The organism is Leptolyngbya sp. FACHB-1624, from assembly GCF_047649235.1.
Taxonomy (GTDB): Bacteria; Cyanobacteriota; Cyanobacteriia; order Leptolyngbyales; family Leptolyngbyaceae; genus Leptolyngbya; species Leptolyngbya boryana.
Genome location: NZ_CP180258.1, coordinates 4,520,399 through 4,545,763, shown reverse-complemented (window position 1 = coordinate 4,545,763; position 25,365 = coordinate 4,520,399). Strand labels below are relative to the sequence as shown.

Below are 25,365 nucleotides of genomic sequence, written 5' to 3'. Positions count from 1 at the left end.
CTAGATTTCTGCGACTGCCCGTTCTACGAGACGGCGTGCAAGAGTTTGCGTTCCCGTGTGGGTGTAGTATTTCACGGCAACATCGAGAAATGCGCCCACATAGTCGAGTTTGTCAGCAGAAACGTCTACAACCCCCCGAACGCGATCGAGTAGGGTTTGCTGGCTCAAATTGCGGGAAGAGACAAAATCGCCCATCCAACCTTTCACCGAATCAAAACTCTGTCCAATAAATCCTAGTTTTCCAGCCGCATCATTGCCAGGGATCAAAGATTGGACGCTGCTGAAGGATTGATTCTTCTCCAATTCTTGAGGGGTGGTATTGCTAATCGTAGACAGCCCCTTCTGGATAAAATCGCCCCCTAAAGGAATCAATCCGTCAAAACTGACTAATGCCGCCATCCGCATCAGCGATTCGCCGCTGTAGTCTCCTAAAGACGCGAGAAAATCTCCAATGCTGTCGCCTGGAATTCCATTAATTTGGCAGAAGGCAACGAGTTCGACGACGAGTTTGACGCAGAGGTCGATGCTTTGGGCTTTTTCGGGTTTCGGAGTGAGATTGCTCAAAAAGCCCAAGAAAGAGATATCTTGACCGACTTTATTTGCCAGCGCTGCCGCTCCTAGCGCACCTGCGGCATTATCGACTGTTTGGTAAAGCCACATTGCCCGCTGATAGCCTTGGGATTCGTCGTTGTAGAGATACACAGCGCGTTCCCCGATCGCTTGAATCATGCTCTCGTCGGTTTCGCCTGTGACAACGCGAATGGTATTGGTGAACCCAGTGAGATTCTGCCATTGTCCAGGAACGAGAAAGTCCAGTGCATGTAAAGCCTTGACCGTCGTGCCCCCGGTGGGAAGTTCGTCTACCAGTTCAAAAATCGGTTTACTCATAAACAACCTATGATGAAAATTTCAGAAGCGAGGCTCATCTTAGCTTTTGAGCTGAGAGAGTCCTTTGAGATCGAATTTCGAGATCCACTGTTCGCGATCGGCTTTCGTAAAGGCAGGATCACGCGATAGCACTTTAACTTGATACTTGCCAACCAAGACTCCCGTTTGGGTATTTCCCATCGTCATGGCGGGGAAGCCGTTAATCTTCTCTGTTGTGTTTTGATACTTTGCAGCAGCAGCGGGCAGGCTGGAGGTATCCGAGATCGACAACATTGCCAAATCTTTTCCGTCTTTCTTCAATTTGGCTTCAGCAAATCCTTTTTTCTCTTGGGTATAAACCCGTTCATATCCTGCACCCGGTTTCGGGAAATACTTGTTAAATTGGCTGCCTTGGGTTGCATCTTTCTTGACTGCAACGACACCGGGTTGGTTACTTTCCTTCTGGGCTTCTGCAAAACGAGAAGGTTCTTTTGCTGTGCAGCCGCTAATGAATAAGGCGATCGCTAACATCATGGCGACGATCCCACGCCGCCAATTTGTGAAAGTCAATGCTTGGTGTCTCATATGGAGTGTTGGAAATTGGACTATACGATCGATTTACGCTGTTGCCTATTTTGTTGCAACCGACCCAAGTTAGAGATGGCTACGATCGCTACAAAATTCAGAGGCTCCTTGTTAATGTAGAAGGATTTAAATCGAATTTCACGCGATCGCAGTACTTTGCAATGAAAGGAGAAAAATTTTATTGATCGGTGTTCCGATAGCGATCGTACTGTTTCACAATCAATCTCTGAACGGCAATAATCGCAGGATTCACTTCAACATAGCGACGCTGAGGATCTTTGAGATAGTTTTCCTGCTCGGATTCGATCATTTCAATGTCTTGATGCAGGAATGGCAAGAACAATAGATGTAAGATTAGCGGCTGCAATGCTCGACGGAGTGGATTGAGCAACCAGGTTGGTATCGGAAGTCGCAAAAAGAACAATGCAAATGATCGACTTTCAGTTCGGGAGATGGGCAGTCGCATCAAGTAGAGTGAGGAGACGTTTTCGAGTTTATTAATGTAATTTGGATACTGATAATCGATCGAAATTGTCTTGGTTGTAATGCCGCCATCTTTGCTAAATCCAAGTAGCTTTGTGAGAAACCCGCGATAAGAAACCCGGTACTCCGCAAGGATCGATTCTTCAGTTTCGCCAAGCTTGATCAGGACAGGATCAAACCAGCCTTGTAAATTTTGATGGAGGTAGCCATGAAAGACATCCATCGTGTTTTCGTTGCAAATCGAGAAGTGGGCTTTGAACGCAGCCCCAAGCGGAATCATCAGACAATTCGGATCGTCGTATTCAGGGATTTGAGGAGGGGACTGGGTTGCAGCTAAAGCACGATCGCCGGGGAAAATCCAAATCAAGCCATATTTTTCCTGAACGGCAAAGGGTTTCATCTGAGCGCAGGGAAGCTTTTGCCCTTGATTCCAGTAGGGAATTCCAACACATTCGCCTTGTCCGTTAAATTCCCAACCGTGGTAGCCACAGACGATCGCATCGCCTTGCACTTTGCCTTTATCCATCGCAACGCCTTTGTGGGGACAGACATTTTCGACGGCTTGCACTTGGTTTTGAGAATCACGATACAGCGCGATCGATTGATTCCAAATGCGGATGGGTAAAATCTTTCCGGCTTTCAAATCATGCGCCCAGGCGACGGCGTACCAATAATTTGGGTTAATTCCAACTTCGCGAACTCGATTTTGGATAGTCTGACCCTGTAATGATGTGGAAAGTGTATTTGCCAGTTCGAGCATCACTTAATTCTTCCTCTGGAATCCGTGTGACTCATCCTAGCAACAAAAAAAGGGGCAGACCTTCCCCCTTAACTTCAAGTTGAGAATTACTGTCCTCAAGTACCGCGCGCCAGAATACGGATGAGAATATTCGCAGCGATCGCGACTGACCAAATGATCATGATGTTTTTGAGGTTGTGGCGATCGACGTTCTGCCAGCCCCAAATGAATGTATAAATCCCGCAAATAATCCCGAAGATTCCCCAACCCACACCCTTATCAGGAAAGAGTTTGATCAGAACAAGAATCAAACACACCAAACTTGTAATCGACGCAACAATGGCAATTAGCCCGATTAAAGGTTCCATTCACACGCTCCTCAAGCAAACTATTTAGTAATAAAACCATATAAGTGCTAACTTGACCGTGTTGTTTAAACTACTTCATCATCGCCGAGAGAAATTTGATGTAGTTTCAGAGCGTATGTTGCTGTATGTCTAATTTGTTACATGACGAGCTGATAAAGTGCGTCTCTAGAAAACAACAATCGAGCTAACCAATAGCCTAAGAAACTCCCTGCTAATAGAATCGTCAAACGATGCCGATAGTCTAATTGCTCCAGGAGTTGAACGAGTGTTGAGCGTTTTGAGTGAGGTAACACGATCGCGCTGATTATCAATCCGCCACTGAGCAACACGATCGGTGCAAACGCATGAATTTCTAGCGCATGATGAACGTGTCCCTGCATCAGCGCGATCGTCGCGCGAGACAATCCGCAGCCTGGACAAGGCACACCTAACCCATGCCGAATCGGACATTGCCAACTCGGTAGCCCTAATGTAATCAGACTCAAGTGCAGTACTCCGAGTCCGATTACTCCGAGTCCGATTTTTCGCGATCGCACCAATGCAGCAAACATAACTCAAATGGCTGTAGGTACTACAATATAGCCCGATTCTCGATCGCCCAAAACTAAATTCTTTTCAGTTCCCCAATACCACCAATACGCAGCAACATAAGCACAGATCAAACTATCCAGTTGGTCTTCTAATGCTTTAAGATCCGTGCCTTTAGTTGGAATTTCAGGCAGCGTTGTAATGGTTAATCGCGGTTCTATGTGAGGTAATTTCTCTAAGATCAATTGCCTCAATTTGGCTAATCCCAGTTTGCGATCGGCGATCGCTCCTTTTTTGTATTTCAGAATCTGATTTAACCCAAACAAATGAACCATAGCTGGATGCGGAAACACTTCGATTTGATAACGCCCTGGCACTTGAGCTTTAATCGTTGGCGCATGTTCAAATCCGCGCGCTTCTAAACTTAGACCGACTTCTAAAGTGCGATCGACAAATGCTAAACCTAAATTCGCCGGATAAGCTCCCGCATGATATTTGCCAAAATACTTGTGCGTTAAGCGATCGGGAACGCGGCTCCCGGTTTGATTTGGAATCAGGGTGGGAGCATCAACTGCAACAATTCCATCAGTCGGACAATAGCGATCGAGCCAATCGAAAATATCAGCGATCGTAGTTTCCCGACGCAGATCACACACAACCAATTCCTGATTGACAAATTCCAAGCAGCACAAGCCGCTCGGATTTGCACTCCAGGCTAAATCAATCCCCAAACATCTCACAAAAAACTACCGATGTTCTTCCGTTCTCAATCTTTCGATTTCCGCCCGAATCGCGGCTAACTGTGCGGTTAGCTCTTGTAATTCAAGTTGAACTTCGGGTGATGCAGGTTTAACCTCGGTTGCGGTTGTTGGCACAGTTGTCGAGGCAGAACTCATTTCACTGCGTTTTTGAGCAATGAAATTATCAACATAGTTCCGAGCTTCGATCTCGGTCACTTCCCCTTTTTCTGCCCATTCCTGCGTCAGTTCTTCTAGATCAGTCTTGAGTTTCGTTAAATTTGCTTCCCGCCTTTGAGGATCTTGCAGGATTTCGACGAGTGAAGCGGTTGCGCCAAGCGTCACTCGAAAACTTTTTTGTAATAGCCGAACAACAGTATCAGTCGTCATAGATATCTTGTAATTCAGTGATTTGATCTTACTGTAATCGTTCTAGAGTCGGGTTAAATATTCACGATCGCACAGTCTTAATTAAGAGGATCGGCGTAGTTCATTGGGGGGACGAAAACGTGCGAATTCTTGCTTAGGGTATGAAGCGAAGTGTTCAAAATTACTAACAATGAAACCATCTCTTAAGTTTCTAACGGCTGGCATCCTCAGTTTTAGTTTCGGTATTGCCTTACCTTCATTAGCGCAAAGCGATTTCACTCCTAGCCCTGCGAATACACCAGCGAACGCTCCCCAATCTCCTCCTCCCGCCAATCGCGATACAGGTGTTCCGCCAGTTCAAACTGCCCCGAACAGCGAAACGACTCCCTCCAACGATCGCGAAAGTGCTCCTAACACTTCCCCAAATCAGAATCTTCCGGGCGATCAAAATCAAAGTGTTCCCGGTGTCGTCACTCCTGCAAATCGACCCACGGGTGAATCCTCGCCGACAGGTAACACTGGAACGAATTCCTCTGCTTTCTCAGGTTCAGAAAATCAGTCGATCGATCAAATTGTCCGTACCAATCGCTCATTTGAATTGTTCAATGCGCTTTTACGGGTGGCAGAATCCCAAGGAACGTTCGCTGGACAATTAGCAGGTAGTTCTGACTACACGGTATTTGCTCCGACCGATGAAGCATTAGCAGCAATTCCTGCTGAAACCTTTAAGGCTTTAGTCCAACCTGAGAATCGGGCTGTGTTAGCGCAAGTGCTGGAAAATCATATCGTGCCAGGGAAAGTTTCATCGAGTGATTTAGCGACAAAACAAGTGCGATCGCTTGCAGGCAATCCGCTGACGGCTCAAGGTGGTGCAGGCGCTTTGACCGTTGGGAATGCTCGTGTGCTTGGAGCAGATATCTCGGCTGAAAACGGGACGATTCATGCCGTTGATCAACTGATTCTGACTCCTGACTTGCAATCGAGATTGACGAATTTAGCGCCGCGAGCTTCGGCTAATCCAGGGGTTCGATAAATTACATTCATTTGTAATTGCTAAAATCTCTTCCCTGAATCTCCTAGATATCGGAGCTTCAGGGAGAACAAGTCGATCGCATTCGAGTGAGCAAACAGAATTCACTCTCACGATCGAGTTCTCTGTGGCTCCCCTCTGACACAATACTAATCGAATAGATTTAGAGCGAGAAATTATGCTTCCTTCGTGGTTAGTCATTGGTGGGGTCACATTTTTGATTGCGTTAGGGAGCAGCTTTCTCCGCCCCAAAGATGTCAAATGGTTCAATCGCTTACAGCGTCCAAGATGGCTGACCTTTGAAAAAGCAATTCCGCTGATCTGGACAATTGTATTTATCTGTGGCGCATGGTCAGCCTACATTGTTTGGGAAATGACCCAAAGCTGGCAGACCATGGCACTTTATATTCTGGTTGAAGCTGTAATCGTTGCCTATTCTCCTGTTTTGCTGTGGACTCGCAGTTTGCGAAACGGCACGATCGTCGGTGGACTCGGATTTCTGCTCGGCTTACTTCTCGCTGTTCTGGTTTTCCCAGTTTCGACCACCGCAGGACTTTTACTTCTACCGTATTTAATCTGGAGTCCGATCGGAACGTACACTACTTGGGAAATGGGAAAACTCAACCCCGAATCGTTTTAAATCATTCGTAACGTTAAGATGAGAGTGATATTGTTGCCTCAGTGCCCATGAACCGCCAAGATCCCTACGTTGACTCAGCCCTTGGTCTCATTTCAACCCAAAGCTTCCCTGCGATCGTGGGTACGGCTGACATGATGTTAAAGTCTTCCGGGGTGACGCTTGTCGGTTACGAAATGATTGGTGGTGGCTACTGTACTGCTGTGGTTCGAGGCGGCATTTCCGATGTACGACTTGCCGTTGAAGTCGGAGCCGATTTGGTGGAGCAATTTGGCATGAAGGTTTCTACGATCGTCATTCCTCGCCCGATGCCAAATTTAGATGCAGTTTTACCGATCGGCAGCAAACTCGCGGCGATGATCGGCAATCAAGGCACAAGTCAATTTCGCAACATGGCGGTCGGATTGCTTGAGACTCGTGGGTTTCCGGCGATGGTAGCCGCAGCCGATGCGATGCTGAAATCGGCGGATGTGACGTTGACTGCATATCACACGATCGGAGATGGTCTGTGTACTGCGATCGTTCGGGGAACGGTTGCGAATGTCGCGATGGCGGTTGATGTTGGAATGCAAGAAGCTGAGCGAGTCGGCGAATTACATTCAGTCATGGTGATTCCGCGTGCTTTAGATGATTTAGATCAGACTTTACCGATCGCGTCTTGTTGGGTCGAAGAACTCAAACCGCTACAGATTCCGATTACGGTCAAAGAAGTCGAGAAACCGTTGGTCGCGTTGCCTGAACTCGCGAAACCTGAGCCGTTAGAGTTGCCTGCTCAAGTTGAAAAAGCATTACCGGAAGCACAAGCGGCGGAGTTTGAACTAGCGACCGAGGAAAAAGAAGCCCTTGAACTCACGCAACCCGAAGCCCCACTTGAGAAGTTAGAACTGCCTGAACCTGAATCTCCTCCTGCAAACCAAGAGGAAAGCTAGTGTGAGAATGCGGATGCAATAACGCTCGATTAAATATTGCTACATAAATGATTTAGCCAGGTTTCTTCCTAGAAAAAGCCAGTCGAACCAGAAGATCGAATGCAGAGCAACGATCGAGCAAAACACCAATTGATAAGAAGTTTTACGAGTTTTATGTCGAAAAACTTGCTGCGCGACTAGTGCCCCAATCCAGCCGCCAAACAATTCGGACAGATGCAACTGAGCCTCTGGAATTCTCCATGCTTTTGAGACAGCGCGATTTTTATCTTCGCGGTACAGCAGAAATGTCAGAATTCCAAGCGCTATGTAAGCTAACGCTGGAAACGCATTGCGAGTTCTGAACATAAAATCGAACGCTCCCCACATCGGCAGAATCGAGAGCAAAGCGGGTGCAGGTGAAAATGAACTTTGGTATTTAGGTGCTTTTTTTGACACGACCGGAGATTGGATTGGAGGTTTCGGTCTATCTGTCTCGAACCAAGCGTTAGAGGCGCGTAATCTTCCTTGTTCGTCTCGTTCAAGATGAAAGTAAATTACATCTCCAACTTGAGGACGGTAAGAACTTTCTCGAATTGCTGTGATGTGTAGAAAGATCCGTCGCTTACCCACACTGGATTCAATAAAGCCAAATCCTCGATCGTCTTTCCAAGTCCTCAAAATCCCTCTCTGCATAAATAAATTCAGTCTTTTTAGAGTTCAGTTGCTTAGTCTGCCCAATCTGACTCGGTCAAGAAAACTTGAGCTTACAGCATCAAAACTTCAGCTTTAGGGAACTCTGGAAGAAGTCTACGGATCGGTTCGACCGTTTTGCTCTTTCAGATTGCGTAGGTTCATTGAGTGCTCAATTCAATGTGCCTGTTATAAGTCCCTTTAACTGAATCCTGCACCGACTATGACTTCCCTTTCTTCGCATCTGCCCGACCAGCCCCGTTCACTGCAAAAAGATCCTCAGACCATCACAATCTCGGTCAATTCTCCAAAACTCGACTCTAGTCTTGCAGTCACTTCGGGAGGCGGACTTGCGCCGAAAGGTAAATTCTCGTCTTTTCTTGCTCCTCTCACCCAGGATAAATTCAAAGAAGTTGTTCACGAAGTCGAACACAAATTAAAAATCGTCAATCAAACCCTCTCCATGCTTGATGCGCAAGGGTTCGACGCGATTTTAGAAGAAATGCTCAATTCGATCACAGCGAAAACGGGAGAACTGCTCAACGCCGATCGCACTACGATCTATCTTCTCGACGAGGAGAAAAATGAGCTTCATACCACCGTGAATGAAGGATCAGGACGCTCGTATGAAATCCGCTTTCCCGCCGATCAAGGCATTGCTGGAGAAGTTGCAACGTTCAAACGTCCCGTCAATATCCCTTACGACTTTTTCGACGATCCCCGCTCCACGCAAGCCAAAATTCAATACAACAAAACTGGCTATCGCACCTACACAATGCTGACAATGCCCTTGCTCGGCGAGCAGGGAAACCTCGTTGCAGTCGTGCAATTGATTAATAAACTCCGTCCAAAATGCGATCGCACACTTCCCCTTGACGAAATCATTGCTCTAGAAGGTTTCACCACCTATGACGAAGAAGTTTTCCGAGAATTCGCTCCATCGATTCGGCTAATTCTGGAATCTTCGCGATCGTTCTATCTCGCCACCCAAAAACAACGCGCAGCAAATGCCCTGATCAAAGCGACTCAATCTCTCAGCCAAAGTAGCTTAGACCTTGATGACACTTTGAAACGAGTCATGGACGAAGCGAAAGCGCTCATGAATGCCGATCGCAGTACTTTGTGGTTAATCGATCGCGATCGCAATGAAATTTGGACACGCATTCCCACTGCTGACGGAGCCATGAAAGAATTGCGCTTACCGATCGGCGTTGGATTTGCTGGACAAGTTGCGGCATCCGGTGAAGTCATCAACATTCCGTTTGATTTATACAATCGAGAAGGCGCTGAGACGGCTAAGAAAACGGATCAAGCGAACGGATATCGAACCTGTAGCCTGCTCTGTATGCCCGTTCGCAACGCAGACGGAGAATTAATTGGAGTCACGCAGCTCGTCAATAAAACGAAGAAAGGCGAATTCCCGCCTTACAGCCCCGAAGATTTTCCTCAAGCTCCAGAGCGTTGGAGAGCGAGCTTCAACCGCAGCGACCAGGAATTCATGGAAACCTTCAACATTCAGGCAGGGGTCGCCCTACAGAATGCCAAACTGTTTGAAACAGTGAAGCAGCAAGAGCAAATGCAGCGAGACATTTTGAGATCGCTGACCAATGGCGTAATTTCAACCGACAAAGAAGGAAATATCATCGCGGCAAATGACAGCGCCAAGAAACTCCTGGGATTAGAGCAAGAAGACGCGATCGAAGGACAAGCAATTACGAAGTTAATCAAACTCGAAAAAGGTAGTTTCTATCATTGGTTTAATCAATCGATCAGTGCTCGCAGTCGAGAGCAGTACTATCCCGATCAGACCTTGCAGCCGATTCGAGGCGAAGAGCAGCATAGTATTAACTTGTCGATTAATACGATCGCAGATGCGACCGATGCTCAGCGAGTCTCCGGTGCGCTGATTGTGATGGATGACATTAGCGATGAAAAGCGGCTGAAAAGTACGATGTATCGCTACATGACTCAGGAACTCGCAGAACAGCTTTTAGAAAATCCTGATGCTGCAAAAATGGGCGGCGATCGCAAAGATGTCTCGGTTCTGTTTTCAGACATTCGCAGCTATACAACCTTGACCGAAACGCTCAAAGCAGAAGAAGTGGTCGAAATGCTCAATCAGTATTTCGAGTCAATGGTTGAAGCCGTGTTCATGCACAAAGGCATTCTCGATAAATATATTGGCGATGCAATCATGGCGGTGTTTGGCTCGCCTTTGCCTTTGGATGACCACGAATGGATGGCAGTTCAAACCGCATTAGAAATGCGCCAGCGATTAGCCGCATTCAATAAATTGCGGCATGGTCGCAATGAACAAACGATCGATATCGGCATTGGTATCAACTCTGACACCGTGATTAGTGGCAACATCGGATGCAGTAAGCGGATGGAATTTACTGCGATCGGCGACGGTGTGAACCTCGGTTCGCGGCTCGAAGGTGCAAGTAAAATCTATGGAACCGATATTGTAATTAGTGAGAGCACCTATCGTCCTTGTGCCGATCGCGTTTGGGCAAGAGAACTCGACTTTATTAAAGTCAAAGGCAAAAACAAACCTGTTGCAGTCTATGAACTCGTTGGGCTGAAGTCTGACCAGATTTCAGATGAGAAAAAGCGAGTGATTGAGCATTATCACTTGGCACGAAAGCATTACTTGGATCGCAAATTCGCCTTTGCCGTTGCTGAGTTTGCTTCTGTTCTAGAAATCGACAAACAGGATAAAGCAGCATTACTGCACATGAAGCGGTGTGAACATTGGCTGACAACTCCCCCTCCGGAGCAGTGGGATGGGTCTTGGTCACTGACTGAGAAGTAGACCTGCATCTCAAAATAAAAGTTTCGTATAGCAGTTACACTCTCCTAAGAGCGATGCTATTCTGAACCCAGGCATCAGCGCGTCGTCTACTCAGGTCATGCGATTTTCTGGTCGTAAGAGCTATAGTGGCGGTATCAGAGGCATGTACTTCATGTACCTGAGGATCGAACAATCCTCTAGTGTTTCACAATCGTTTTTTTGCAGCTCATCAACCCCCAGTTTACTTATGTCTTCTTCTAACTCAAACGGTCACCCTGCTTCCATCGCGATCACTTCTGACGATGAGCAGATATCAGGTGTGACGACTAGCCCAGCGAGTCGAGAAGCGCTGATTCCGAACAATCTCAGCAGCAACAAGCGAGCAATTATCGAGCGGTTAATCGAACTTCATCAGCACAACGCAAATCGACGTTAAGCTTTTTATTCCAGAGGACTGAGGAGTAATCCGGAATTGCGATCGTGCCGTACATGTGCGATCGTAAAATTTATACTACAATGTAATTCCTAACGTCTGCTGATATCAGGATTGTTTCTATCTTCGCTGAGACCGACAATCCTCTCAAATTGTCATTCGGTTCTTACGAAATTCGTAAAGGCTGTTTTGTATTCCTAACTGGGCAACGTCCAGATGTCCCCACATGGTCTCAGTTAGGCAAGGCATATATGATGACCAAAGATCACTCGCTTCAACTTCTTCTGAATTTAATCGAGCAAGTTAAGACCGCTGATACCGACGACTTTTTTGATTTAGCACAGATCGCTGGATTGAACCCGCTGCAGGACTTTTCGGAAGCAGACTTAAGCGGAATTGATCTGCGATCGAAAAACATGACAAATGCAGATTTAATCGAAGCGACGCTCATTGGTGCAAACCTGATCAGCGCAGACTTTACGGACGCTCGACTGATCAGCAGTAAACTGAGTCAAGCTAACCTGACTGATGCAACGCTCACGGGAGCATCTCTGATCAACGCCGATTTATCTGGCGCGATTTTAGTGAATGCGACGTTAGATAATGCAAATCTAACAGGTGCAATCTTGACGCAAGCAAAATTAAGTTTTGCGGATGTGCGTCGATCGACCTTGACGAGTGCTGATTTGACCGCGACAAAACTTAGCGAAACGAATTTAAGCTATGCAACGTTGCGGCGGGCACATCTGACCAATTCAGATTTGAGCGGTGCAAGTCTGTATGGTGCAGATCTGAGTGGTGCAGATTTGCGGGGTGCTGTACTTGCAGATACCAATCTGATCGGTGCAAATGTAGAGCGGACTCGATTTAATGAGCCTCGCTGGTTTTCCAGAGAGATGAAGCGAGATTTGACTCAGAGAGGCGCAATCTTTGAGGCGTAGAGAAGCATTACAACTTTCCCAAATGACTGAGAGCAATTCACCGGAAAAAATGTTTGATATTCCCCATTGAGTTTGAATTGCGATTTGCTCTCAGTCTGCGCGCTTTGCAAATTCCTGAGCTAAAGATAAATTCAGAATTTTTGACAACGTCCGAGATGGGCAGTAACAGCAGTCTGATTTTGGCTGGATACGGCAATCTTCATAGGATACCTATCGATTGAGATGGGGAATTACAGAAAGTTTTGGGCATTCAGCAACAGGACTAGACCCACCAGGGCTTTTCTCTGGTACGGGGATCGGTTTCTGTCCAGGGCGAGATCAAAATACTGTTATTGACTACAGCAACATGGACAATCTTGAGGGGGAGAGGAGCAGGACCCCGCACTACGCTTCCATCCGGAGCATAGAGAGATCCGTGACAGGGACATTGAAATTGCTGATCAGTTGGATTCCAGGGAAAGGTGCAACCCAAATGAGTGCAGTTATCAACAATTCCCACGGTGTCCACGGTGTTATCGTCTTTAACAATCAGGTAAGTGGGTTCGCCTGCCAAACCTGCAACTAAGGCACGAGTACCCGGTGCCTCTGCTGTAATTTGTGTGGCTGGAATTGGATTTCCCAAAATATCTTTGGCAAGAATGGCTCCTCCCGTTGTTTCTGCGGGTGGAATGAAGAATTTGCCAGTTGCGTAGAGCGCGGAACCCGCCGTAGCAGCGACAGTAGCACCCGTCAAAAAGTTGAGAAACTGCCGCCGCGATAAAGATGGGCTTTCTAGGGGTAGACTGTCATCCATCATGAGCCTCCTTGGGTCAAATAGCGTATTTGGTTTTAGGCAAACGATCGATCCCTTGTTACACCTTCTGGCTGGCATCGATCGCGATTTCTTTTGCTGTCGGACTATGCAGCCTTAGAAACAATCAATAACTTTGCTGTAATGGGTTAAGGCATCATTAGTCCAAAAGAGTGGGTAAATGAATGCTCCTACAATTGTTCATGAGGCTGGTTAGTCCGAATTCCTAGAAGACGATAAAGACCACAAAAGCCGACTAGAGCCGTCACAAATAAGATGCCTCCTGCAATCAACAGTCCAATGCCTAAGGCAGAACCGTTGTACAGGAAGAAGCCTAGATAAAGGAAGACAGAAGCGAGCAGAATCCGGATCAGGCGATCGAGTAAACCTACATTCGTTTTCATATCAATAATCTCCAGAGTTGAGCGGATTGCAAAAAACTTTTGCAGTAATGCAAAAAGTGATATTGAGGCCAATGCGATGTTTTTTGTAACCTTCTTTAATATAACTGATTAGCTATAGAGTGTTAAATTGATTTTATAAAATCTATTGATGCTGAGGTAGCCCGTATTATGTGGAACCAACTGATTGTTCATCAGCTTGCTCGCTTGATTCTTTCTCTGGGGCTAATGCTTTTGATCAGCTTGTATCCCACTGCTGCTCTTGCTCAGACTGATCCGACTCAGCTTTCAAAAGCTGTACAGGAGATCGAACAGTTAGATGCGATGCGCTCTGGGTTAGCCTCTACGCTAAAAGGTAGAACCGAAGAACCGACCCTGCAAACGATGAAAGAAGTTTGCCGCCCAGTTGGAATGCGCGCGATGGAGTTGAGTCAGGAAAATGGCTGGCAGGTGAAGCAGATTGCATCCAAGTATCGAAATCCTGCCCATGCACCGGATGATTTACATGCCAGCATGGCATTGGCTAAGTTTCAGCAAGATCCGGAATTAGTCGGCTTTTGGGATCGAGAAACGATTAACAATCAGGCAGGAACTCGCTATTACCGTCGCATTAATGTAGAACAAAGTTGTCTTGCCTGTCACGGACTTAGAAATCAGCGCCCCCAATTTGTCAAAGATAACTACCCTCAAGATCTAGCGTACAACTTCCGAGTCGGCGATCTACGAGGCATGTATTCCGTTTTCATTCCTGATGTAAAAGCGGTTTTGCAAAGCGCACTGCAAGAATCACAGTGAATCAATCATCATGAGGGATTCTCCCCACTCCCCACAATGAATGCGGTTCACTAGCCGATACTTTCCCTCAGTCCTCAAGTTCTATCGATCGACAGAGATAGAATCGCGCCATATTTTCCAAGATGAAGCGCGATTCATTAGCGAAAATCTTTATGACAGTTGCAAATTCAGCATCCGTTTCTAGTCCTTTGAGTTCGGAAGAACTGCATAAAATCAATGCTTATTGGTCTGCTGCCAACTATCTGTCAGTTGGACAAATTTATCTCAGAGAGAATCCTCTACTCAAACAACCTTTAAAAATTGAACATATCAAGCCCCGACTTCTAGGACATTGGGGAACGACTCCGGGCTTGAATTTTATCTATGCTCATTTCAATCGCTTGATTTGTCGCTACGACCTCAATTGCATTTATATTGCTGGCCCAGGACATGGTGGACCTGGCATGGTTGCCAATACTTATTTAGAAGGAAGCTACAGCGAATTCTATCCTCACATCACTCAAGATGCAGAAGGCATGGATAAGCTGTTTACGCAATTCTCCTACCCTGGTGGAATTCCTAGTCACGCTGCACCCGAAACGCCTGGGTCAATTCATGAAGGCGGAGAATTGGGATATTCGATCGCTCATGCTTACGGTGCAGCCTTCGACAATCCTGATTTATTGGTCTGCTGCGTAGTCGGCGATGGAGAGGCTGAAACAGGCGCATTGGCGACCAGTTGGCATTCTAATAAATTCTTGAATCCGGCCCGAGATGGTGCAGTGTTGCCGATTCTGCATCTCAATGGCTATAAGATTTCAAATCCGACTGTTTTAGCGCGGCTTAGCGATCGAGAATTAGAACATCTCTTTATCGGCTATGGCTACAAGCCTTATTTTGTCGAAGGTGACGATCCAGAGACGATGCATCAATTGATGGCTGCGACCTTGGATGAAATTGTGCAGGAAATCCAAGGGATTCAACGCGAATCCAGAACGCATGGATTCAAAGAGCGCCCTCAGTTTCCAATGCTGATTTTGAGAACGCCAAAAGGATGGACAGGACCTAAAATCGTCGATGGCGTGCAAGTTGCGAATACGTACCGCGCGCATCAAGTTCCGCTTGCCGAAATGGCAAGTAAGCCGGATCACCTCCGCATGTTGGAAGAATGGATGCGAAGTTATAAACCTGAAGAATTATTTGATGAAACGGGTCGGCTCATTCCAGAATTGGCAGAACTAGCTCCCAAGGGCGATCGCCGAATGGGTGCAAATCCTCATGCGAATGGTGGATTACTGCTCAGAGATTTGAATCTGCCCAAATTTGAAAAATATGCAGTTCCAGTCGATGCACCTGGGCAGGTGGAAACGGAATCCACTCGCGTTTTAGGTAAGTTTCTCAGAGATGTGATGGTGCAAAACAAAGCCAACCAGAATTTCCGCGTGTTTTCGCCCGATGAGAATAATTCCAATCGATTGAATGCGGTGTTAGAAGTCACCGATCGCGTCTTCACAGGCGAGATTCTGCCGAACGATGATCACATCGCGCTGGATGGTCGAGTGATGGAAATCTTAAGCGAACATCTTTGCCAAGGCTGGCTCGAAGGCTATTTGCTCACGGGTCGTCATGGCTTTTTCTCATGCTATGAGGCATTTATTCACATCGTTGATTCGATGTTTAATCAACATGCGAAATGGCTAGAAGCTTGCCGTCATATTGTTTGGAGAAGACCGATCGCATCGCTGAATTATTTACTCACGTCTCATGTCTGGCGACAAGACCACAACGGATTTACTCACCAAGATCCAGGCTTTATCGATGTGGTCATGAACAAAAAGCCAACGGTGACGCGGGTTTATCTTCCACCCGATGCGAATACCTTGTTATCGGTTGCGGATCATTGTTTGAGAAGCCGTCATTACGTCAATGTGATCGTGGCTGGTAAACAGCCTCAGTTGCAATGGTTAGATATGGAAAGCGCGATCGCACATTGCACCGCAGGACTCGGAATTTGGGATTGGGCGAGTAACGATCGCGGATCTGAGCCAGATGTGGTTCTGGCAAGTGCGGGCGATGTGCCAACCTTGGAAGCATTAGCAGCAGTCGATTTTCTGCGCGCTCATTTTCCAGAGTTAAAGATTCGATTTGTGAATGTCGTCGATTTGATGACCCTGCAACCGCAATCTGAGCATCCGCATGGCTTATCCGATCGCGATTTTGATTCAATTTTCACAACGAATAAGCCTGTGATCTTTGCATTTCACGGCTATCCCTGGTTAGTTCACCGACTCACCTATCGTCGAACGAACCACCACAATATTCATGTACGGGGATACAAAGAAGAAGGCACGACGACAACTCCCTTTGATATGGTTGTCCTGAACGATTTGGATCGATTTCATTTAGCGCAAGATGTCATCGATCGAGTTCCAAAACTCACGAATGTCGGCGGATATGTGAAGCAAATTGCACGCGATAAATTGACGAAACACAAGCGCTATATCGTCGAACACGGTCGTGATATGCCAGAAGTTGAGGATTGGAAGTGGCAGTACTATAGCGGCTCGAATACCGAGAAGCAGGTAATTCCTCAAACAGATGGAAATTCACCGATTCAGCAGGCGGAGGATTTAGCGCGATCGGCGTATTAGTCAAGAATTGAAGAGTGGAATGAGGATGGAATCTCTCTCCTACTCATCGACAATTTTGAAAAGTGGGAGAATGGGGAGTAAACCAGACTCAGATTGCTCCCTATTCCCCCACTCCCCCATCAAAGCGACTGTGATCAAGACAACTCTGCTCTTTCACGGCTCATCCCGGAGATGTCGCTTCTCCCCAATCCGAAAATCCCCCTTGCATACTCACAACAAAAAATTCAACCTGAAGATGACTCAATGCAATGCAATCGCCATCGGACAGGGTGCGGCGTTCGAGTACAGGTAATCTTTGCCCCTTTAAAAACGTCCCATTACTGCTGCCGACATCCATGATGTAAAACCCTTCTGGCTGATGTCCAATCACGGCATGACAGCGCGAAATCGAGGGCTGTGACAGCGAAATTGCACAATTTCGGCTTCTGCCGATCAACCAAGTCGAAGCGATCGCTGTTAACTGTACTTGGTCTGAATCTACTAAATTTGTCGTCAGAAATGCCGAACGTCCAGTCGTGACCGCCTGAATGTAATAAGCTGTGGCACAGCGCTTTGGAGCTTCTAAAATCGGCTCAACCAATGTGGAAATTTTATCGATGTCGTGCCCACAATCCAGTAAAAGCGATCGCGAAAGAGCGGGATAGGTTTTCAAGAATTGGAGCGCACGATCGCCACTATTGCTTGATGGCGGCAGGTTTAACATAACAAGTGTCCGGGCAAAACCGTTTAACGACAGGATTGAGGAAGTGTGACGACAACAGCGGCGCTTGAAACCTTGATTCAGCTAAATCAAGCAAGGTTTAAATGCGACTAAAACTTGCTCAAAAAATTGCTAGGTGAAAGCAAGAGGTCTGAAAACAACCTATCACCCTGGTGGGTGAGATGCACGGAACTACGTAGACTAAACACTACCTAAGGAGGAGGCGCAATATTTTTGAGCCTCTCTTCTTGCTAGCTTTATACGGTTACGGCTACTGACCTAGATCTTTAAACTTTCATGAATTCTCAGCATCATTGAGCATTCAAAGTTGTCATCGTTGCTTCGGTATTTACGGATATAACGATAAAACGGAGGAACACTACTCTCATCTACGTTGGGCGAGAGATCTGATCAGGATTTTTTGACAAACAAGTAGAGTTGATCCTGTTGATATTGAAGCTGGAAGGCTGAATTCGCCTGCGCTTCAGAGAAAATTTGTTGAGCCAACTCCGGACGACTTGCCCAACCGGGTTGCTCTAGATTCAGCAGAATATACCGAAACTTATTTAAATCTTTCGGCGGTTCCGTAAATTTCGTGTAGTCGATCATGACTCGATGCGTTAGGTGAGGCACGAAATAGCTAGTTGTTAAGACGGGTTCTTTAGTCGTAATTTGCTCGATCGCGGTATAGGCTCCTGACAGCATTGGAACACGCTCTAGATACCGTGACCCAAAGTAGCCAAATTTTGCCAGAGCTAAAAATGCAATCAGCGACCAAACTAGAATCAACCGCGATCGACGATTCGGATTTGCCGCGACAGTCGAAATCGCCATCACCATAAGAAACGGCAAAATCGGCAAAGAATATTGATGCACCAAATCTCGCTGGTTCGACATCTCAGACAAGAGATTCATCGCAAACACTGGAACGGTTGCAATCAATGGCGCAAAGTGTCGGATAGAAAATCCCCATCCGATCGGAATAAAGATTAGTAGCAAATAAAATAAACGGTCGATCGACAAGAGGCGACCGAGCCACAGCCAAGGGTTCAGAATTAAGTTCTGAACAATCTCAGTCAGCGAATTGCCTAAATAGCTGTAGCGCATCACATAATCGGCTCCGCTAGGACGAAAGTGAGGAATAATTCCCTGCGTCGCAATGATGAACCAACTGACTCCCAAAATTAACGCGATCGCGCCCAATCGCTTGCGCTGCTCAAAGCCGATGAGCCAAATTCCCATTGCCGCGATCGACAGGGCTAAAGACGCTCGACATCCCAAAATCAGCACAACGCAAAGCGTAAACCAACCCATTCGATTAGCGCGCGCTGCCCAGATTGCCGTGAAAAACAAAGGCAGTGAAATGACTTCAGGACGAAAATCAAACAAATTGAGATTAAAAACTAGGGGATAGAGCAAAAAAGAGATCGCGATCGCATTCGATTTTGCGCGATCTAATCCTGCCTGTTTTGCTAAATACCAAACGGGAATTGCTGAAGTCGCAAAGGCTGCACTCTGAATCACAAACAACCAATAAACACTTGGAAAAATCTTGTAAATTCCAGCGATCGCATACAAAATCCAAGCCGCATGATCACCCATCACATGATACGGACGGAACGAAATGATCGGCGTTATTCCTTGGCTAATTAGATAAACAGCCTGATCGAAATACCCCAAATCCAATGCATTCGATTGCAGCAGTAAATGTCGAATGACACTAGAAATCAAGAAAATCGCAAAACTGGCAATCACCAGCGATCGCAAAAGATGGCTCGATTTCCAGAATTTGGCGAGAATCGCGTGCATAGACAAGAGAATGGGAACGCAGACAGCCTAACGTGTTCTACTACACTTCTCAAGATGTCACCCTAGTAAGGCAAAATAGAGCAATCGAATCGTTAGATTTAGAAAGTAGATTGAGGTTAGAGCGATCGCTTCGGCATCCGCGAATCTAAGCGCAATCTGCTGATAAAATTTGGAAGGTTTTTAAGAACTTAGAGCCAATGGGATCAACGCGGGTAAAAATTGCAATCGATGCAATGGGTGGAGATAATGCCCCGGATGAAATCGTCGCGGGTGCGGTGAGAGCACATGCAGAACTCGATGTCGATGTCGTCTTGGTCGGCGATCCACACCAAGTGGAAGCTGCCTTAAAGCATCATACGCATTCTTCTGATATTGAAATTGTGCCCTCCGAAGGAACAGTCGAAATGGAAGAAGAACCGCTCGTCGGGCTACGTCGCAAGCCAAAAGCCTCGATCAATGTGGCAATGGATTTGGTGAAGAAGAAGCAAGCGGATGCGGTCGTCTCAGCAGGGCATTCTGGTGCGGCGATGGCGGCTGCACTTCTGAAATTGGGACGGTTGAAAGGAATCGATCGTCCAGCGATCGGGGCAGTTCTGCCGACGCTGATCGCGGGTAAGCCTGTTCTGATTCTCGATGTGGGTGCAAACGTTGATTGTCGCCCTAAATTCTTAGAGCAATTTGCTCTGATGGGGACAATCTATTCTCAATATGTTTTAGGCAACTCTGAACCGAAAGTTGGCTTGCTGAACATTGGCGAAGAACCGAATAAAGGCAACGAATTGGCAATTCAAACGCATGAATTGCTAAGTGCTAATCCAGCGATTCCGTTCATCGGCAACGCCGAAGGACGCGATGTTCTGTCCGGTCATTTTGATGTGATTGTCTGCGATGGCTTTGCTGGAAACGTCTTGCTGAAATTTGCGGAAGCGGTGGGAGAAGTCGCACTGCAAATCTTGCGCGAAGAGTTACCGCGCGGATTGCATGGTAAAGCCGGAGTCACCTTCCTTCGTCCAAATCTGAAGCGAATTAAGCAACGCATGGATCACGCAGAACATGGCGGCGGTCTATTGCTGGGTGTAGACGGTGTTTGCATTATCAGCCACGGCAGTTCGCAAGCTCCAACCATCTTCAATGCTGCGCGACTTGCGAAAGATGCGATCGACAACACAGTTCTCGATCGCATTCGCTCAAGTTACGATCCGACGGTTGCTGTTCGTACGGACAGTTAACTCACCTCAACCCATTTGGAGTGAACAATTTTGGTGGAATATTCAGGGGTCGGAGTCGCCATCACCGGATGTGGATCAGCCGCGCCCAATCCGACGGTTACGAATGATCAGTTAAGTCAAGTGGTCGAAACGTCTGATGAGTGGATCGCTTCACGCACAGGGATTCGCCAACGACACTTAAGCGAGCCTTCGGGAACGTTGGTCGATCTGGCATCGCAAGCGGCAAAATCTGCGATCGACATGGCTGGACTTGAACCCGATCAAATTGATTTGATTCTGCTGGCAACTTCGACCCCAGATGATTTATTTGGCAGTGCGTGTCAGGTACAAGCCGCGATCGGAGCGTCCCAAGCGGTCGCGTTTGATTTGACAGCCGCTTGTTCGGGCTTTGTATTTGGACTCGTGACCGCTGCACAATACATTCGCACCGGAGCTTATCGTAATGTCTTGTTGATTGGGGCGGATGTCTTGTCGCGCTGGGTGGATTGGAGCGATCGTCGCACCTGTGTTTTGTTTGGAGACGGAGCCGGAGCGGTTGTGATCCAAGCAAATCAAAGCGATCGGTTACTCGGATTTGAACTTCGCAGTGATGGCACTCAGAATCGCTGCTTGAATTTAGCTTATTCAGGCGAATCGAAGCAGTTATCGGAAGATTGTGAAATCGGTCAGGGCAACTTTCAGCCGATTACCATGAACGGTCAGGAAGTCTACCGATTTGCCGTGAAACGCGTGCCGGAAGTGATCGAAAAAGCTTTATTTCGGGCAAACGTGAAGACTGATTCTGTCGATTGGCTCTTATTGCACCAGGCAAATCAGCGGATTTTGGATGCGGTTGCGAATCGCTTAAAGATTCCTTCCGAGAAAGTGATTAGTAATCTGGCAAAATACGGCAATACTTCAGCGGCATCGATTCCTCTTGCACTCGATGAAGCGGTTCGGGATGGGTTCGTCAAGCCCGGAGATACGATCGCCGCTTCGGGATTTGGTGCAGGATTGACCTGGGGTGCAGCAATTTTTCAATGGGGGCGTTAGCAATCCTCCTGCCCTGACCTTCAAGGGAATCAGGGCGAAACTGACTTTATTTACTTCACAACAATTCACGACAATGGCAAAGACGGCATGGGTGTTTCCTGGGCAAGGATCTCAGGCAATTGGAATGGGCAGTGATTTACTCGAACTTCCCGCAGCGAAGGCAAAATTTGATCGAGCAGAACAGATTTTAGGATGGTCAGTGGTCGAGATCTGCCAGAGTCCCGAAAATAAAGTTTCTCAGACACTTTACACTCAGCCATGTCTTTACGTTGTCGAAACGATTTTGGCAGATTTGCTCAAAGAAAAAGGGCAAATGCCTGACTTTGTCGCGGGTCATAGCTTAGGCGAATACTCAGCCCTGTATACTGCGGGTGTATTTGATTTCGAGGCAGGTCTGCGCCTGATGCAACGGCGTGCTGAGTTAATGGACAGCGCCTCGGATGGAATGATGGCGGCTTTGTTAGGATTCGATCGCGCTCAACTCGAAGCAGTTTTAGCCGACACTCCGGGCGCAGTTTTAGCCAATGATAATAATTCTGGACAGGTGGTTATCTCTGGAACACCGGAAGCGGTTGAAGCGGTGATGGCGCAAGTGAAATCGAAAAAGGCTGTAAAGCTCAATGTGAGCGGTGCATTTCACTCACCTTTGATGGCAGCAGCGGCTGAGCAATTTCAGACTGTTTTAAATGCAGTTGAATTTAAAGCCGCAGAAATGCCTGTCTTATCAAATATTGATCCGATTCCTAGCCGCAATGCAGGAGAGCTAAAAAGTCGGCTGAGTCGGCAAATGACGGGTTCGGTGCGATGGCGAGAAATTTCGCTGAGACTTCCCGAAGAAAATGTCGATCGCGTCATTGAAGTTGGCCCCGGAAAAGTCTTAACTGGAATTATTAAACGCACTTGCCCCGATCTCGTGTTAGAAAATGTGGGCAGCCTTGCTGATCTGTTATGAGCCAAACTTCTGAACGTCCTAGCGCTGAAATCTCTCGCGATCGAGAACCTTTAATCAGTCTGGTTCTCTATCATTTGTTCAAATGGTCAGTCGTGTCTCCGGTTCTGCACACTTACTTTTGTGGACGAATTTACGGAGCGGAGCATGTTCCAAAACAAGGACGGCTTCTCGTCGTCAGTAATCATGCCAGCGATTTTGATCCGCCCTTATTGTCTTGTGCGATCGGGCGACCTGTCGCTTACATGGCAAAAGAAGAACTGTTTAACGTGCCTGTGCTCAAACAGGCGATTACTGCCTATGGAGCCTATCCTGTGAAGCGTGGAACAGGCGATCGAGCGGCGATGAAAGCCGCGATGGCATCGATCGAGTCGGGCTGGGCGACGGGCGTTTTTCTCGATGGCACTCGCACTCCAGATGGACGAATTGCTGATCCAAAATTAGGAGCCGCTTGGATTGCTGCAAAAACTAACTCTCCATTAATTCCGGTCAGTCTGTGGGGGACACATGAGATTTTTAAGCAGGGGAAATTTCCCCGACCTGCGCCCATTACGATTCGGATTGGCAAAGTGATCGAAGCGCCAAGTAGTACCAATCGAGCAGAACTCGAAGCCATTACACAGCGCTGTGCAGATGCAATTCACGAATTACACGATTTAGGGCGTTAGCCGGAGATTTGCTCATCTCGCGGCAATCGCGGAGTCAAGATCTGAATTGTTCCGCTTCTCGATCGCCATTTTGAGTACTGTCGAAACTCACGCTGACGCTAATTGTTTGAGACGGTTGGGATTACCGTGCTGAGATTTCCAACAGATTTGCCTGAAGTTTCAAACAATTCTGCCCATTCACCTGAAGCTGATATTCCACCCGATCCATCAGTCGATTCAGAATCAGCCAGCCATATCCATGCTCCTGCATCATTTCAGGAGACGGAGCCAAATAGCTCGAAATGTCAAATCCCTGTCCGTGATCCCAGATCTCGATCGCTAAATCTCGATCTCTTAATTCCAATCGCACTACGACCGGAAGATCCGGTTGATTGCGGTGGGCATGACGCACCACATTCGAGTAAGCCTCAACCAAAGCCAACCGCAATCGGCTCGATTGTCGCGTCCAATCAATTTGGTCACCAATTTCAATTTTGAGGCTCTCTAATAGCCAAGTTTCAACGACCGTGAGAAATCGCAAATCGCTTGGAACGTGAAGTTCAGTCTTCATGGGTTAGAGAACCTCCAGAGACAGAATCGTTTGATCATCTTCTTGAATCGTATTGTGCGCCTGAATTTGGGCAAGCAGTTGTTTGAGATCCAAACTTTCTCCCGCTTGCTGTAGTAACTTCCATAACCCGGTTTGTCGTAACATCGCTCTTGCGGGATCGTTCGCTAAATTGACTTCTCCTTCTGGTTGCACGGTTGCCTCAGTAATTCCATCGCTGGTTAGTAATAAGACTTCTCCATCTTGAAGCATTCGTTTTCCGGCAATCGCATTCCATTTCGGTAATATCCCTAGGGGAATGCCTCGTACTTTCAAATAGGTTGGCTCATCTGCTTGAGAGATCGTCTGCTTCGACCACACCAAGGGATAAATATGTCCTGCATTGGCATAAACTAATTGCCTGCTCGATCGGGTATATCGTGCCAAAACCATCGTAATAAAGCAGTTTGTGCCCATTAAATCTTGCGAGAGAATGCTGTTCAAATTTCGCATCACCTCATCGGGTTCTGGAGAAATTTCTTGTGACAATTCTCGCCGCAATACAGAAATTGCGCTTGCCATAAACAGTGCTGCCGGAACTCCTTTGCCTGAGACATCGCCCACTGCCAGCCATAAATCGCCTTGGGGATGCTGATAGACCTCAAAAAAGTCTCCTCCAACTTCACGGGCGGGATGACAACAGGCTTGGACTTTAAGATTTTCTAATCGTGGAAGCGTCTGCCGCAGGAGATTCGTCTGAATTTGGCGTGCGACTTCTAACTCGGCTCGAATTTGTTCCGCTTGCTCCTGAGTTCGACGATAGAGTCTTGCTTGAGAAATCGCCAAGGCTGCTTGTTCTGTGACGACTTCGATCAGTTCTAAGTCTTCTGTTGACCAGAATGGCTGATCGGATTCTCGATGCAGAGACAGAATCGCGAGGAGGTCTTTTTGGTAGCGCAACGGCAGCACAAAATGCGGTGGATTTTGGCTCTTCATTCTGGCTGTGCTATCGTGCAGTACGATTTGTACCAGGTCTGAAGTGCGATCGTCTTCACAACTCTTGAAGGGCACATTCACTGCACAATACATGGCTGAATTGGATTTCAACCGTTCACCTTCGACTGGATGTAACATGCAGCAACTTGCCTCAAAGGTCAGCCCGATCGTTTCCACGATCGTGTGCAGCATGTTTTGATAATCCAGCGATTCGCGAATCGCGGTTGTAATGGCATTCAACGACGATTCGCGTCTGAGTGCCCGTCGTAAATCCGCTGTGCGCTGTTTCAGCACTTGATAGGTCTCAGCCGCCTGCTCGACAACGACTTGAAGCTGTTGAGACTTCCAAGGCTTGGTGATGTATTTGAATACTTTGCCAGAGTTAATGGCATCGACGAGATCTTCGACATCGGTATAGCCCGTTAGCACAATCCGAATCGTGTCCGGAAAGCGATCGACGGTTCGACTGAGAAACTCAGTTCCCAGCATTTCTGGCATTCGCTGATCTGAAATAATAATTGCGACTTCGCCTTGTTCATCAAGGACTTTGAGCGCTTCGATCGCGCTTTCCGCCCGAATCACGTCGAAGTCTCGCCGGAAGGTACGGTAAAGCAGATCGAGATTATCCGGCTCATCATCCACGATCAACAGCTTGAGTTTTTCTCGCCTCATGCGTTTCCTCGAATGCCGTATAAAGTCTTTATGAAACGTACCCGGGGAATTCAGGGAAC

The 25,365-nt window shown here is 47.2% G+C and carries 27 protein-coding genes; 13 read left to right on the top strand and 14 right to left on the bottom strand.

Annotation, left to right across the window (positions count from 1 at the left end):
* Positions 1-888 (bottom strand): hypothetical protein, encoded by an 888-nt coding sequence (locus tag ACMUEV_RS21500; protein WP_017287193.1) that lies wholly within the window; start codon positions 886-888, stop codon positions 1-3.
* Positions 889-927: 39 nt separating this feature from the next.
* Positions 928-1,437 (bottom strand): hypothetical protein, encoded by a 510-nt coding sequence (locus ACMUEV_RS21495; protein WP_239741306.1) that lies wholly within the window; start codon positions 1,435-1,437, stop codon positions 928-930.
* Here ACMUEV_RS21495 and ACMUEV_RS21490 point away from each other — a divergent pair.
* A complete protein-coding gene (locus tag ACMUEV_RS21490) occupies positions 1,437-1,637 on the top strand; it encodes a hypothetical protein (RefSeq protein WP_190647693.1) in 201 nt (66 codons plus the stop codon). The two genes, ACMUEV_RS21495 and ACMUEV_RS21490, sit on opposite strands and share 1 nt — an antisense overlap.
* Here ACMUEV_RS21490 and ACMUEV_RS21485 read toward each other — a convergent pair.
* The 5 genes from ACMUEV_RS21485 to ACMUEV_RS21465 all read right to left on the bottom strand — a co-directional run bounded on the left by ACMUEV_RS21485 (position 1,631) and on the right by ACMUEV_RS21465 (position 4,697).
* Positions 1,631-2,695, bottom strand: a complete 1,065-nt coding sequence (locus ACMUEV_RS21485) for an aromatic ring-hydroxylating oxygenase subunit alpha (protein ID WP_190647695.1) — start codon at positions 2,693-2,695, stop codon at positions 1,631-1,633. The genes ACMUEV_RS21490 and ACMUEV_RS21485 overlap by 7 nt on opposite strands.
* A 95-nt stretch (positions 2,696-2,790) precedes the next feature.
* Positions 2,791-3,042, bottom strand: a complete 252-nt coding sequence (locus tag ACMUEV_RS21480) for a hypothetical protein (RefSeq protein ID WP_190647697.1) — start codon at positions 3,040-3,042, stop codon at positions 2,791-2,793.
* Between the two features lie 137 nt (positions 3,043-3,179).
* Positions 3,180-3,593: a DUF2752 domain-containing protein gene (locus ACMUEV_RS21475; RefSeq protein ID WP_190647699.1), complete on the bottom strand. Its 414-nt coding sequence runs from the start codon at positions 3,591-3,593 to the stop codon at positions 3,180-3,182.
* A gap of 3 nt (positions 3,594-3,596) precedes the next feature.
* Positions 3,597-4,310: a DUF429 domain-containing protein gene (locus ACMUEV_RS21470; RefSeq protein ID WP_190647700.1), complete on the bottom strand. Its 714-nt coding sequence runs from the start codon at positions 4,308-4,310 to the stop codon at positions 3,597-3,599.
* Positions 4,311-4,316: 6 nt separating this feature from the next.
* A complete protein-coding gene (locus ACMUEV_RS21465) occupies positions 4,317-4,697 on the bottom strand; it encodes a hypothetical protein (protein WP_017287200.1) in 381 nt (126 codons plus the stop codon).
* A gap of 169 nt (positions 4,698-4,866) precedes the next feature.
* Here ACMUEV_RS21465 and ACMUEV_RS21460 point away from each other — a divergent pair, with 169 nt between their 5' ends.
* From ACMUEV_RS21460 to ACMUEV_RS21450, 3 genes are all read left to right on the top strand, one after another.
* Positions 4,867-5,709, top strand: a complete 843-nt coding sequence (locus tag ACMUEV_RS21460; protein ID WP_190647703.1) for a fasciclin domain-containing protein — start codon at positions 4,867-4,869, stop codon at positions 5,707-5,709.
* Positions 5,710-5,884: 175 nt separating this feature from the next.
* Positions 5,885-6,346, top strand: coding sequence for a TspO/MBR family protein (locus ACMUEV_RS21455; RefSeq protein WP_190647705.1), 462 nt, complete (start codon positions 5,885-5,887; stop codon positions 6,344-6,346).
* Positions 6,347-6,393: 47 nt separating this feature from the next.
* Complete coding sequence (locus tag ACMUEV_RS21450; protein WP_190647707.1) at positions 6,394-7,272, top strand: carbon dioxide-concentrating mechanism protein; 879 nt, start codon at positions 6,394-6,396, stop codon at positions 7,270-7,272.
* A 39-nt stretch (positions 7,273-7,311) separates the two neighbouring features.
* On the opposite strand, the gene ACMUEV_RS21445 is transcribed toward ACMUEV_RS21450, so the two are convergent.
* Positions 7,312-7,944 (bottom strand): DUF1294 domain-containing protein, encoded by a 633-nt coding sequence (locus ACMUEV_RS21445; RefSeq protein ID WP_017287204.1) that lies wholly within the window; start codon positions 7,942-7,944, stop codon positions 7,312-7,314.
* 220 nt (positions 7,945-8,164) lie between these two features.
* Between ACMUEV_RS21445 and ACMUEV_RS21440 the strand changes: the two genes are divergently transcribed.
* The 3 genes from ACMUEV_RS21440 (at position 8,165) to ACMUEV_RS21430 (ending at position 12,109) form a co-directional block, all read left to right on the top strand.
* Positions 8,165-10,756, top strand: coding sequence for an adenylate/guanylate cyclase domain-containing protein (locus ACMUEV_RS21440; protein ID WP_190647709.1), 2,592 nt, complete (start codon positions 8,165-8,167; stop codon positions 10,754-10,756).
* Positions 10,757-10,982: 226 nt separating this feature from the next.
* Positions 10,983-11,171 (top strand): hypothetical protein, encoded by a 189-nt coding sequence (locus tag ACMUEV_RS21435; protein WP_017287206.1) that lies wholly within the window; start codon positions 10,983-10,985, stop codon positions 11,169-11,171.
* Between the two features lie 149 nt (positions 11,172-11,320).
* Positions 11,321-12,109 (top strand): pentapeptide repeat-containing protein, encoded by a 789-nt coding sequence (locus tag ACMUEV_RS21430; protein WP_190647710.1) that lies wholly within the window; start codon positions 11,321-11,323, stop codon positions 12,107-12,109.
* 262 nt (positions 12,110-12,371) lie between these two features.
* Here the strand turns inward: ACMUEV_RS21430 and petC are convergent, their stop codons facing one another.
* Entirely contained in the window at positions 12,372-12,905 is a 534-nt protein-coding gene (petC, locus tag ACMUEV_RS21425) for a cytochrome b6-f complex iron-sulfur subunit (protein WP_415354681.1), read from the bottom strand.
* A 185-nt stretch (positions 12,906-13,090) separates the two neighbouring features.
* Positions 13,091-13,303, bottom strand: coding sequence for a DUF2892 domain-containing protein (locus ACMUEV_RS21420; RefSeq protein ID WP_190647714.1), 213 nt, complete (start codon positions 13,301-13,303; stop codon positions 13,091-13,093).
* A 168-nt stretch (positions 13,304-13,471) separates the two neighbouring features.
* On the opposite strand from ACMUEV_RS21420, the gene ACMUEV_RS21415 reads away from it, so the two are divergent.
* Together ACMUEV_RS21415 and ACMUEV_RS21410 are read left to right on the top strand one after the other, a co-directional pair.
* Positions 13,472-14,095 carry a DUF3365 domain-containing protein gene (locus ACMUEV_RS21415; protein ID WP_190647716.1) on the top strand — a complete coding sequence of 208 codons (624 nt, stop codon included), beginning with the start codon at positions 13,472-13,474 and terminating at the stop codon, positions 14,093-14,095.
* Between the two features lie 152 nt (positions 14,096-14,247).
* The gene (locus ACMUEV_RS21410) at positions 14,248-16,725 is read left to right on the top strand and encodes a phosphoketolase (RefSeq protein ID WP_190647718.1); all 2,478 of its coding nucleotides are present in this window, start codon (positions 14,248-14,250) and stop codon (positions 16,723-16,725) included.
* Positions 16,726-16,885: 160 nt separating this feature from the next.
* On the opposite strand, the gene ACMUEV_RS21405 is transcribed toward ACMUEV_RS21410, so the two are convergent.
* Positions 16,886-17,428, bottom strand: coding sequence for an FHA domain-containing protein (locus tag ACMUEV_RS21405; protein ID WP_017287209.1), 543 nt, complete (start codon positions 17,426-17,428; stop codon positions 16,886-16,888).
* 408 nt (positions 17,429-17,836) lie between these two features.
* On the bottom strand, positions 17,837-19,234 hold the full coding sequence (locus ACMUEV_RS21400) for a DUF2079 domain-containing protein (protein WP_190647720.1): 1,398 nt from the start codon (positions 19,232-19,234) through the stop codon (positions 17,837-17,839).
* A 197-nt stretch (positions 19,235-19,431) separates the two neighbouring features.
* On the opposite strand from ACMUEV_RS21400, the gene plsX reads away from it, so the two are divergent.
* From plsX to ACMUEV_RS21380, 4 genes are all read left to right on the top strand, one after another.
* Positions 19,432-20,463, top strand: a complete 1,032-nt coding sequence (plsX, locus tag ACMUEV_RS21395; protein ID WP_190647722.1) for a phosphate acyltransferase PlsX — start codon at positions 19,432-19,434, stop codon at positions 20,461-20,463.
* Positions 20,464-20,496: 33 nt separating this feature from the next.
* Positions 20,497-21,495, top strand: a complete 999-nt coding sequence (locus ACMUEV_RS21390) for a beta-ketoacyl-ACP synthase 3 (protein WP_190647795.1) — start codon at positions 20,497-20,499, stop codon at positions 21,493-21,495.
* A 73-nt stretch (positions 21,496-21,568) separates the two neighbouring features.
* Positions 21,569-22,447 (top strand): ACP S-malonyltransferase, encoded by an 879-nt coding sequence (gene fabD, locus ACMUEV_RS21385; RefSeq protein WP_190647725.1) that lies wholly within the window; start codon positions 21,569-21,571, stop codon positions 22,445-22,447.
* A complete protein-coding gene (locus tag ACMUEV_RS21380; protein ID WP_199329233.1) occupies positions 22,444-23,112 on the top strand; it encodes a lysophospholipid acyltransferase family protein in 669 nt (222 codons plus the stop codon). Before fabD ends, ACMUEV_RS21380 begins: the two co-directional genes overlap by 4 nt.
* Before the next feature lie 121 nt (positions 23,113-23,233).
* On the opposite strand, the gene ACMUEV_RS21375 is transcribed toward ACMUEV_RS21380, so the two are convergent.
* Positions 23,234-23,662 carry an ATP-binding protein gene (locus ACMUEV_RS21375; RefSeq protein ID WP_190647727.1) on the bottom strand — a complete coding sequence of 143 codons (429 nt, stop codon included), beginning with the start codon at positions 23,660-23,662 and terminating at the stop codon, positions 23,234-23,236.
* A gap of 3 nt (positions 23,663-23,665) precedes the next feature.
* The gene (locus tag ACMUEV_RS21370) at positions 23,666-25,306 is read right to left on the bottom strand and encodes a SpoIIE family protein phosphatase (RefSeq protein ID WP_190647729.1); all 1,641 of its coding nucleotides are present in this window, start codon (positions 25,304-25,306) and stop codon (positions 23,666-23,668) included.
* Between the last annotated feature and the right edge of the window lie 59 nt (positions 25,307-25,365).

Bases quoted from the DNA above. Each gene is read 5' to 3' on its own strand.
- ACMUEV_RS21500 (WP_017287193.1), bottom strand. From the start codon at position 888: ATGAGTAAACCGATTTTTGAACTGGTAGACGAACTTCCCACCGGGGGC.
- ACMUEV_RS21415 (WP_190647716.1), top strand. From the start codon at position 13,472: ATGTGGAACCAACTGATTGTTCATCAGCTTGCTCGCTTGATTCTTTCT.
- ACMUEV_RS21450 (WP_190647707.1), top strand. From the start codon at position 6,394: ATGAACCGCCAAGATCCCTACGTTGACTCAGCCCTTGGTCTCATTTCA.
- ACMUEV_RS21490 (WP_190647693.1), top strand. From the start codon at position 1,437: ATGCTTGGTGTCTCATATGGAGTGTTGGAAATTGGACTATACGATCGA.
- ACMUEV_RS21380 (WP_199329233.1), top strand. From the start codon at position 22,444: ATGAGCCAAACTTCTGAACGTCCTAGCGCTGAAATCTCTCGCGATCGA.
- ACMUEV_RS21405 (WP_017287209.1), bottom strand. From the start codon at position 17,428: ATGTTAAACCTGCCGCCATCAAGCAATAGTGGCGATCGTGCGCTCCAA.
- ACMUEV_RS21475 (WP_190647699.1), bottom strand. From the start codon at position 3,593: ATGTTTGCTGCATTGGTGCGATCGCGAAAAATCGGACTCGGAGTAATC.
- ACMUEV_RS21420 (WP_190647714.1), bottom strand. From the start codon at position 13,303: ATGAAAACGAATGTAGGTTTACTCGATCGCCTGATCCGGATTCTGCTC.
- ACMUEV_RS21375 (WP_190647727.1), bottom strand. From the start codon at position 23,662: ATGAAGACTGAACTTCACGTTCCAAGCGATTTGCGATTTCTCACGGTC.
- fabD (WP_190647725.1), top strand. From the start codon at position 21,569: ATGGCAAAGACGGCATGGGTGTTTCCTGGGCAAGGATCTCAGGCAATT.
- ACMUEV_RS21435 (WP_017287206.1), top strand. From the start codon at position 10,983: ATGTCTTCTTCTAACTCAAACGGTCACCCTGCTTCCATCGCGATCACT.
- ACMUEV_RS21460 (WP_190647703.1), top strand. From the start codon at position 4,867: ATGAAACCATCTCTTAAGTTTCTAACGGCTGGCATCCTCAGTTTTAGT.
- ACMUEV_RS21455 (WP_190647705.1), top strand. From the start codon at position 5,885: ATGCTTCCTTCGTGGTTAGTCATTGGTGGGGTCACATTTTTGATTGCG.
- ACMUEV_RS21400 (WP_190647720.1), bottom strand. From the start codon at position 19,234: ATGCACGCGATTCTCGCCAAATTCTGGAAATCGAGCCATCTTTTGCGA.
- ACMUEV_RS21370 (WP_190647729.1), bottom strand. From the start codon at position 25,306: ATGAGGCGAGAAAAACTCAAGCTGTTGATCGTGGATGATGAGCCGGAT.
- ACMUEV_RS21440 (WP_190647709.1), top strand. From the start codon at position 8,165: ATGACTTCCCTTTCTTCGCATCTGCCCGACCAGCCCCGTTCACTGCAA.
- ACMUEV_RS21480 (WP_190647697.1), bottom strand. From the start codon at position 3,042: ATGGAACCTTTAATCGGGCTAATTGCCATTGTTGCGTCGATTACAAGT.
- ACMUEV_RS21485 (WP_190647695.1), bottom strand. From the start codon at position 2,695: ATGCTCGAACTGGCAAATACACTTTCCACATCATTACAGGGTCAGACT.
- ACMUEV_RS21465 (WP_017287200.1), bottom strand. From the start codon at position 4,697: ATGACGACTGATACTGTTGTTCGGCTATTACAAAAAAGTTTTCGAGTG.
- petC (WP_415354681.1), bottom strand. From the start codon at position 12,905: ATGATGGATGACAGTCTACCCCTAGAAAGCCCATCTTTATCGCGGCGG.
- plsX (WP_190647722.1), top strand. From the start codon at position 19,432: ATGGGATCAACGCGGGTAAAAATTGCAATCGATGCAATGGGTGGAGAT.
- ACMUEV_RS21445 (WP_017287204.1), bottom strand. From the start codon at position 7,944: ATGCAGAGAGGGATTTTGAGGACTTGGAAAGACGATCGAGGATTTGGC.
- ACMUEV_RS21410 (WP_190647718.1), top strand. From the start codon at position 14,248: ATGACAGTTGCAAATTCAGCATCCGTTTCTAGTCCTTTGAGTTCGGAA.